General features: G+C 42.3%; 7 protein-coding genes. 3 read left to right on the top strand and 4 right to left on the bottom strand.

Annotated elements, in window-relative coordinates; genetic code table 11:
* On the top strand, window positions 1–638 hold a 638-nt coding region (locus GNE10_RS27430), incomplete at its 5' end, for an O-antigen ligase (RefSeq protein WP_185568718.1).
* Between the two features lie 54 nt (window positions 639–692).
* Window positions 693–1907: a glycosyltransferase gene (locus GNE10_RS27425; protein WP_185568721.1), complete on the top strand. Its 1215-nt coding sequence runs from the start codon at window positions 693–695 to the stop codon at window positions 1905–1907.
* A 467-nt stretch (window positions 1908–2374) separates the two neighbouring features.
* Here GNE10_RS27425 and GNE10_RS27420 read toward each other — a convergent pair whose 3' ends face one another.
* The gene (locus GNE10_RS27420; RefSeq protein ID WP_185568715.1) at window positions 2375–5074 is read right to left on the bottom strand and encodes a chloride channel protein; all 2700 of its coding nucleotides are present in this window, start codon (window positions 5072–5074) and stop codon (window positions 2375–2377) included.
* A 127-nt stretch (window positions 5075–5201) separates the two neighbouring features.
* The gene (locus tag GNE10_RS27415; RefSeq protein ID WP_185568712.1) at window positions 5202–6515 is read right to left on the bottom strand and encodes a TldD/PmbA family protein; all 1314 of its coding nucleotides are present in this window, start codon (window positions 6513–6515) and stop codon (window positions 5202–5204) included.
* A 150-nt stretch (window positions 6516–6665) separates the two neighbouring features.
* On the opposite strand from GNE10_RS27415, the gene GNE10_RS36225 reads away from it, so the two are divergent.
* Window positions 6666–6797: a hypothetical protein gene (locus GNE10_RS36225; protein WP_260447058.1), complete on the top strand. Its 132-nt coding sequence runs from the start codon at window positions 6666–6668 to the stop codon at window positions 6795–6797.
* A gap of 83 nt (window positions 6798–6880) precedes the next feature.
* Here the strand turns inward: GNE10_RS36225 and GNE10_RS27410 are convergent, their stop codons facing one another.
* Both GNE10_RS27410 and GNE10_RS27405 read right to left on the bottom strand, forming a co-directional pair.
* On the bottom strand, window positions 6881–7741 hold the full coding sequence (locus GNE10_RS27410) for a Tab2/Atab2 family RNA-binding protein (protein WP_185568710.1): 861 nt from the start codon (window positions 7739–7741) through the stop codon (window positions 6881–6883).
* A gap of 616 nt (window positions 7742–8357) precedes the next feature.
* Window positions 8358–9005, bottom strand: coding sequence for an HAD family hydrolase (locus tag GNE10_RS27405; protein WP_099069695.1), 648 nt, complete (start codon window positions 9003–9005; stop codon window positions 8358–8360).
* Window positions 9006–9074: the final 69 nt, after the last annotated feature.

Raw genomic sequence — 9074 nt, 5'->3', positions numbered from 1 at the left:
ACGCTTGGCTAATTTTTATTTTTGGTTTAATAATTTTATTAATATATAAAATTATTGATTTCAAAAAGATGATTATTATTTTAAGTTTATGGCTTTTGTGTATTCTGACTATACCAGTATCTACATATAGAATCGGTTTAGGAGATAGTAAGATATTTCCATTAATTAATTTATTTTCCAGCAGTCCGAGTGATATTGTACTTCCTAGTCCTGTGGGAACAGCTTTGTCAAGATTTGCCCTTTGGAAAGCAGCGATTATTGAAACTATTAAAAGACCACTTACTGGTATAGGTGTAGGAGTTTTTGCAGAACATATAGGAACCAAAGTTTTTGGCCCTAAAGGTTTTCACGCACACAATATATTTTTAAATGTGCTAGCAGAAGAAGGAGTTCCGGGATTATTCATTTTTGTTAACTTTTTAGTGATAATTGCATCGAAAGTTAAACATGCTAATCCTGTGGCGATCGCTCCAATTATGATGTTTTTAGCATCTCAATTACCAGATTTTTTTGCCGAAGATTATACCTTTACAACTATTGAATTTTATTTTCTAGCAGCAGCCATCAATTCGAGGAAAATTGTGTCGTCAAATTCCCAAATGGAATCTCTGACTCCACTGCTTAGTTCTGAAATTTAATAATTTTGTCATCTTAGCTCACAGGTTAAATTAGTTGCAATGCTGAACACAAAAATGAGAAAAAAATATCATTTCCACTTAATATTTCCCAATATATTTGGTTTTAAGGGTGGTATTCAAGTTTATTCAATATTTTTGCTGAAAGCATTACAAGATTTATATCCAGAAGTTAATTATGATGTATTTCTCAAATACGATAAACACAATTTAAAACAAGAGCGAAATTTACAATTTTTAGATGTAACCAAATTTCATTATTTCGGACATTTACCAAGATTATTTCAAACTCTTTTACTTGCCATCCAAATAATCATTTTGGGTATTTGGCAACGTCCTACCATAGTTATCTCAACCCATGTCAACTATGCCACCGCTTGTTATGTTCTCAAACTAATAACAGGAATTCCATATTGGGTAGTTGCTCACGGCTTAGAAGTGTGGGAAATTGATAACAAAATTACAAAATTAGCCTTAAAAAAAGCAGACAGAATTATTAGCGCTAGTAACTACACTCGCCAGCGCTTGCTTGCAGAAACAGATATTGATTCTCAAAAAATAGTAGTTTTACCAAATACATTTGATGCTAAACAATTTCAAATAAAACCAAAACCTACTGAATTACTCAAACGCTACAATTTAAAAGATAACCAGCCTGTAATTCTCACCGTCACCCGCCTGGGACGCATGGCAAAATATAAGGGCTATGACCAAATTATTCATGCATTAGTGAAAGTGCGATCGCAAATTCCAGATGTTCGCTTCATTCTTGTAGGTAAAGGAGATGACTTACCTAGAATTAAAGCTTTAGTTAACAGCTTAAACCTGGAAGATTCCATTACCATTGCTGGATTTGTTCCAGATGAAGAATTGCGCGCTCATTACAATCTCTGCGATGTTTTTGCTATGCCTAGTAAAGGAGAAGGATTTGGTATTGTTTATCTCGAAGCCTTAGCTTGTGGCAAACCCGTATTGGCTGGTAATCAAGATGGTTCTGTAGACCCATTAGCCCAAGGTAAATTGGGATGTTTAGTTGACCCCGATAACATCGAAGAAATTGCTGACAAGCTCATTCAAATCTTGCAAGGTAATTACTCTAATTCAGTGGTTTATCAGCCAGAATATCTGCGACAAAAAACTCTTGAAGCTTATGAATTTAGCCAGTTTCGCACCAGATTAGCCAACTTATTTGGTTTAGTAGAAAATAAGGTCGGGGTAACAGTTCAGAAGGCAGAAGTCAGAAGACAGAAGCCAGAAGACACCCACACTTAAAAACGTGGATTGAAACAAGGAGTGCCACTTACTATTAGCTTAGATTGGTGAAAATTTCAGAAAATAATTATGTAGAACGATTTGAAAAAACCAAACTATGTAAATGAATGTAAAAAGCTTGGCATTTAGTTCGTAGTAAGGACTAAAGTCCTTACTACAAACCTTTAATTATTTACACCATTCTACTTATGTAGTTTGAAAAATGCAAGATTCAGTGTTTGTTATATTTCTGGTTTTTGGTTTTATTTGGGTTTTGATGGGAGTTGTAGGCTGGATTGCGTTTTTAAAATCTGAGGGTGAAGAAATTAAGTTTGGCAAGTGGGGACTTGTAGTTGCTATCCCAATCTTAATACCAATAATTTTTACTCTGATTATTGGTGTCTTCTATCACTAATTCAAGCAATTAAATACGGTAACTATGTAAATCAAAACAAACTAGGCTCAAACCCTGATTAGCCTATTGCCATTTAACTACTAATTGCACTTCTGACGAGAATTACTGTACTTTCTACACCAGAGGCGATGGCTTCTGGAATATTACCTTGAATTGCCTGCTGCAACAATCCCTCGCGGGAGGCTCCCAAAACTACGACATCATAACCTTCAGTTTTCACTAATTTAATCACACCTTCGGCAACTGAATTAGCTTGTACTGGTACACCAACAACAGTATTAGATAATTTGCGGCGGCGCATTAACTCACGTATGGCATTTTCTAAAACTGCCATGTTTGGCTGCAACTGGGATGGTTTAAACACCTGTGTCAGACGAATTTTGGGGTTATTCCCCAAGGTGACTAAAGCCGGGAGTAATTTAATCGCTACTTGTGAATTAGGGCCGCCAGCCATCGGAACTAACCAGCTGTTAAAGGAGTGGGGAGAGGAAGGAGACGCGGAGAGTGGGGGACGCGGTGACGCGGAGAGTGTTTGTGATAAATTCCTGTTGTCTTTGCGTCTGTTTGTCCCTGCATCTTGGTGAGTTTTGCCTAACTTGACTAAAACTACTTCGCAAGTGGCTTGGCGAATTATGGTGTCTACAACGTTGCCGAAAATGCGTCCTGGAGTAGATGTGTTACCTTTCCACCCCATTAATAGTAGGTCAATGTGTTGTTCGTTAATTGCCTCTAAAATTGCCTGGGCGACATCGTGGGTAACTCGAATTTGTGTGTGCAGGGGAATTCGCCACTTTTTTGCTAAGACTTCTGCTTTACGGAGGAGACGACGACTTTTGGCTGTTCTTACTTGTGTTTCTGATGGAGAACTGTGGCGCGATACTAGTATTACTTGTATGCACTCTATTTCATAATGGCGATCGCGGGCAATGGCTGTTGCCATTTGCAACAATATACCTGCTGTTTCCGGGTTAGCTATGGGTACTAATAATCTACCTCTACCAATGCTGGGCGATCGCGTTTGATAAACTACATAAGAAGGTTCTGGACGCAGTTTCGGTTTTCTGTCATCACCATTGAGATGATCTGCTTCCGCCCGAATGATATCTGCACGGGTAATAATCCCAATGAGTTTTCGTCCATCCACCACTGGTAAGCGACTGATTTGATAGCGATCGAGTAAATACAAAACATTGCTCAAGCTGTGGATTGGTGTTACTGTCATTGGGACAGGCGTCATAATTTCTTTTAAAGAAATATCGTTGGCTAAATTGCGTTCGCGAATTTTTAGCAAATCTGTTTGCGTGACAATTCCTACTAATTTATTAGCTTCTACTACGGGAAAACCCCGATGATGGGAACGGCTAAAAGCTTGCATAACTTCTTCTAAGCTCATCTCTGCGTCCAGAGTTTCCACCCGTTCTTGCATCACATCTTTGGCAGTTAACTTAGTTAATGCTCCCTCCACAGCAATTTCTTGGCTGAGAGTAATACCTTTCAATTCCAAAAGTTTCTCGTAAAGGGAACCAGGTATCACCTTATCTGCAACCAAGTAAGCTGCTACACAAACAATCATCAAAGGTAGTACCAGATTGAAATCTGTAGTCATCTCAAACACAATCACAATTGCTGTGATTGGCACCTTAGAGACAGCACTAAAAAATCCACCCATACCCGCCAGAGCATAAGTAGTGGGGGAACCTCCTCCCGTGATGTAGAACTCAAACACTCCAATGATGTGTCCCAAACAAGAACCCAAAATCAGACTAGGAGCGAATAAACCCCCCGGCGCTCCTGAACCAAATGCTACCAGTGTAAGGATGAATTGTGCCCCAAAAGCGATCGCTGCTACCGAGGGATGGGCTACTCCAGTCATGACATATTCTCTTAAACCAGTATTATCCCGGAAAGAAGCTGGTAGCATTGCCACCACAACACCAGAGATAAATCCAGCCAAAGCCACCCGTAGCGGTAAACTAATATGCAATCGTTGATAACATTTAATACTAAATATAATTCCCCGATTAAATAATGCACCGAATAAACCCGCCAAAATACCCAACACCAGGAAAAAAGGAATTTCAGGGATAGAAAATTGACTAGTAGATTCCACCAATTGCAGGTTCAAATCGAAACTGCCACCACCTAAAAGCCGGGATATCACCCCACCAATAAAGGAAGCGATAATCGCAGTTCCCAGAGTCAGCCCCGACAAATCGTGGAGTAACTCTTCCACGATAAATAAAACACCAGCAATGGGGGCATTAAAAGCAGCCGCCAAACCCGCCCCCGCCCCCGCTGCAATCATTTGCCGCCGATGATCTGGAGAAGTGGGAACCCACCGACTCATCCCTGCTGCCAAACCAGCCCCCACTTGCACAGTGGGGCCTTGGCGTCCCAGAGTCATACCCGAACCGATAGCAACGATGGCACTGAGTAACTTTACACCAGCCACACGCCAAGATAACCTGATGGGTACATTAGCCAGACTGGCTTTAACTTGGGGGATACCGCTACCAGAAGCCTCTGGTGCCAACCTTTCCACCAAAGTACCAGCCACAAACCCCAGCACAAGACCAACCATCGGCAGTGCCAGCCATACAGGTAACAGTCTAGTACTTTGGACTCGCCACGTCCCCAGCCATCCCGAACCCACTTTCAGCAACACCGCAGATAAAGCCGCAACCAAACCGATAACACAAGCTTCAGCGATCGCCAAACCTCTTCTAGGCTGCCACCAAGTGCGAAAGCGCTGATTGAGGATAGGATGAGACATAAAGGATTGGGGAATAGGGATTGGGGAGCAGGGGAGCAGTGGAGATAGGGGAAAGGGTAAAGGGTAAAGGGTAAACGGATAAATTTAACCTTTCCCCCTTACCCCTTTCCCATTCCCCATTCCCCATTTAATTACTTCTCCCAGTGGTAGATAATCCTTCCACTATGAGAGATGGAGTATAACAAGAACCATTCCAATCAGCATCGTTGCCGAGTGTCACTGATTGCTTGAGAGCTGCGTAGACATTACCTGCCACCATAGTATCCTTAACGCGTCCAATTACATGACCATTTTGGACGCGGTAGCCTAAATCAACGTTGATGGAAAAATCTCCAGAAATACTGCCGCCATTACCCAACATTTGATCCACGATTAAGCCATCATCCAACTGTTCAATCAACTCTTGTAGCGATAACGATCCTGGTTGGATGAGAAAATTAAATAAACCAGGGGTGGGATAGCTGCCTAAACTAGGGCGAAAACCATTTCCAATGGTGTGAGTATTTAATTGCTGACCGGTGGTGCGATCGCCATAGAAATTCTCTAAAGTTCCGTTTTGGATAAATACTAAAAATTGAGTCGGAGTGCCTTCATCATCAAAAGGGCAACTGTAAGGGCCGGCTTGGGGATCTTGGTAGACGGTGAGGCTTGGTGCTATGACTAGGTTACCCAAGCGTTCTGCCCAAGGTGAAGCTGCTTCTAAAACTCGTTTACCATTCAAAGCTGCTTGCACAGTACCCCAAAGCATATCGGCGGCTTTAGAAGTAAACAAAACTGGGACGCGGCGATTGGGAGATGAAACATTTTCTTTTGCCCAAATTAATCGCTGTAAAATTTGGTTAGCCAATTTGTCTGGATGAAGTTCTCCGCGCTGGGTTTGACCATCAGAAACACTTAAAAAATCATCACCCCGCACCCATTCCGCCGAGATATAGCAACTGAGGGTGGTGTCAGTGTAGTGGCAATCTAAACCTTTAGTATTGACTAGCCTGGTGGTTTCAACATCACATTCCCAATCACCATTGCAGACAACATCAGGATAGGCATCGCGGATAAGGGCGATGGCTTCCTTGCCCCAATCCACCATCACCTCTATTGGCACACTTTCCCCTAAATCTGGGTAAGATGGCTGAAAATTAGAGCCTAACTCCACTGCTTCCGGCTGATTTAGTTGGCTCAAAGCCAAAGCTTTTTCCACCATCACTTGGGCTGGGACAGAACCGTAAGCCACCGTTAGTCCTGGACGCCCATTTCGCCAAAGCCGCAGCGCTGTACCTTCAGATTGGCTGGTTTCTAGCTGCTTGAGTCGGTTTGCCTCAAAAAAAACTGGACGAGAAAGAGAGTGTGATTGATACACCTCAGCTGCTTCCGCACCAGATTTGATCGCTAGTTCCAGCAGTTCTTCTGCTAGTGTATCTTTTGACAAATTTTCAGAACCCATGACCCTTAGTGAATTGTGGATTTTGAACCGCATATCAACGCCAACAGACGCAGATAATTATCCAAAAAATCATCAGCCCCTTTTTGCAATTGCAATTTTCAACCACAGATCGACGCTGATAGACGCAGATAATTATCCCAAATCATTGTCATGTCTCAACGTTTCTTATGCGATCGCAATTTTTGGGCATTGGGCAAGGGGCATTGGGCATTGGGCATGAGGCATGGGGTATGGGGAGATGAGGAGGATGAGGGAGATGGTCTGAGGGGCAGAAGAGAATAATAATTCCTTAGTCAACAGTCATCAGTCAACACTCTCAATGCGCTATGCCCTATGCCCTATGCCCCACTCCCCATTCCCCATTTTCAAAGACTAACCTCTTGCAACAGCCAAAAACCAGCAAATGATTCCGCTTGGGGATTGGACTGTACGCCCAGAAAATGCACTCCATTGGCTTTTTGCTTGGCTTCTTCAAAACCTTTAGCTTCTGCTAAAGTTTGAGGCTTTTTGATGTTTGCCACAATCCAGCTTTCACTCACACCAGTTTCTAAAAGCAATTTCGTCTCTTGATTGGTGTCAACTCTCAAAAAAGCCAACTCTAAACCAGACATCCAACCCGCCAACGGTAAGGCTCTAGGTGAGAAAAATAAAACACCAGGAATACGGGTTTCAGGTGATACTTGTGCCAACTCTAGCGGGAAAGCTTCTCCAAAGCTAATTTCCCACTCTGACATTTCTGCCAAATCCTCGGCAGCTAAGCTCACAAATACCCACTGCTGTCCTTCCAAAGCATCTGGTAAACGTTGCGGCAAAGGTTTCTCTAACCGGACAGAGGGATTAGTACCTCCTTGATACCCTGGTTCTTGAGGATACACGTCCTGCATCCGCTGTTGTAACCATTGGTTGAGAATTAAAGTACGGCGGCTTGGCTGGGCGGGAATTCCCAAATCTTGGCAAGCTTTCGTAATCATATTGTTCATTTGGCGGCGGAAAAAGCGAATTTTAATTGGCGCTTTTCCAGCTTGGTTAATAGCTTCTTGCAATGCAGTCCGCAACCAGCCCGAATTTACCTGGCTACTGGGGCAATATTGAGCATAGCGAAACAAAGAATCTGCTTGTTTATTGACATCCAAAGGACTTTCACAGACTAAGACTTCCCAAACTTTTTTTTGATTGTCGTCCAAAATCGGACGAGAGTAAAAATCGATTTCCCAAATATTGCCCATGTTTGACTGTAAAAACCTGGTTGTTATGTTTTGCTGATATCTCGATCATACGAGTGTTAGGTCAGCATGGGGAATAAGGGAGTAGTGAGTGGGAGGCAGGGGAGGCAGGGCAATACGGTTCGGATAAGCACTATGAACTTCCGTTGTGGTCTGGGAAAAGGTTAAGGGGTAAGGGGTAAAGGATGTATTTGAAACCTCTTTCCCCGAACCGTATTAGGAGGCAAGGGGAGCAAAAATATTTATCTCAAGCCTATTTTTGAATATCTGGCTTTATCGCTGAATATCTGAAGTTCGCCTTTTTATCCAACAGAAATCGCTGTATTCCTTAAGAGTTTCCTTGCCTAAATAAATAACTTATTTTGCACGATCGCTTATCTAGTTTGGATACTGAAATTAGGAGTTGTAAAGTCCATAGATTTAATAGGATTTACGCAAAAATTCTCTGAAACTCTTATTTCTTTGTGTCCTACCCTGCGGGAAGCTACTGACGCTCCTTCTCTGCGAGACGCTGCGCGAACGTCGCTACCGCTTCGCTAATGTGTCTATGCGTCCTTTGCAGTTTGTTTTTTCATGATTTCCCGTAAGTCCTGTTTAATTTTCCTTGGTCGCATCTCAATCATTTCCTACGGTTAATCCAAACAGCTCTCAAACCAGCGGCTTTGGCTCCATAATAGTCATCGACGATGCTATCGCCAACATGCCATGCGCCTTCTGGAGGACATTTATGTTTCTTTAAAGCAATAGCAAAAATTTCCGGATCGGGTTTAGCTGCACGCACCTGGGTAGAAATAGTTATAGAACTAAAAAACTCTCTCAATCCCAAACTTTGCAATACAGAATAAATTCGAGAGTCAAAATTAGACAAAACTCCTAAACTAATTCCCAACTGTCGCCAATTAATTAAAGCTGGTAGGACATCAGGATAGACAAACCAAGGTTCGCCAGTTCCAAAGTGAATGTAAAGTTCGCTAAAAAAAGCCGAAAAGTCAGAAAATTGCTTGAGAACTCCTGCACTTTCAAAAGTATTCAAGGCAATTATCTTCCACCAATCAAATTCACGCTGGGGAATATCTTGCAATTCTGCATCTGGAAATATGGGCGGTGGCGAAGCTTTAAAACTTTGGATAAAGGTTTTATTTAATGTTTCAGGGGAAACCGTAACGCCGAATTCCTCAGCTATTTGACTATAAACTTCACCCACACTGCCTTTGACATCAAACAGTGTGCCCACAGCATCTAAAAAAATAACTTTCGGTTGTTCCATAATGGGGACTGGGGAATGGGGACTGGGGATTGGGGATTGGGGACTGGGAATTGGGTCTTAGTTATTCTC

The organism is Nostoc sp. 2RC (assembly GCF_014222165.1).
Classification (GTDB): domain Bacteria; phylum Cyanobacteriota; class Cyanobacteriia; order Cyanobacteriales; family Nostocaceae; genus Nostoc; species Nostoc linckia.
Note: the sequence above shows the minus strand (reverse complement) of the source record. Positions and strands in the feature narration are given on the sequence as shown.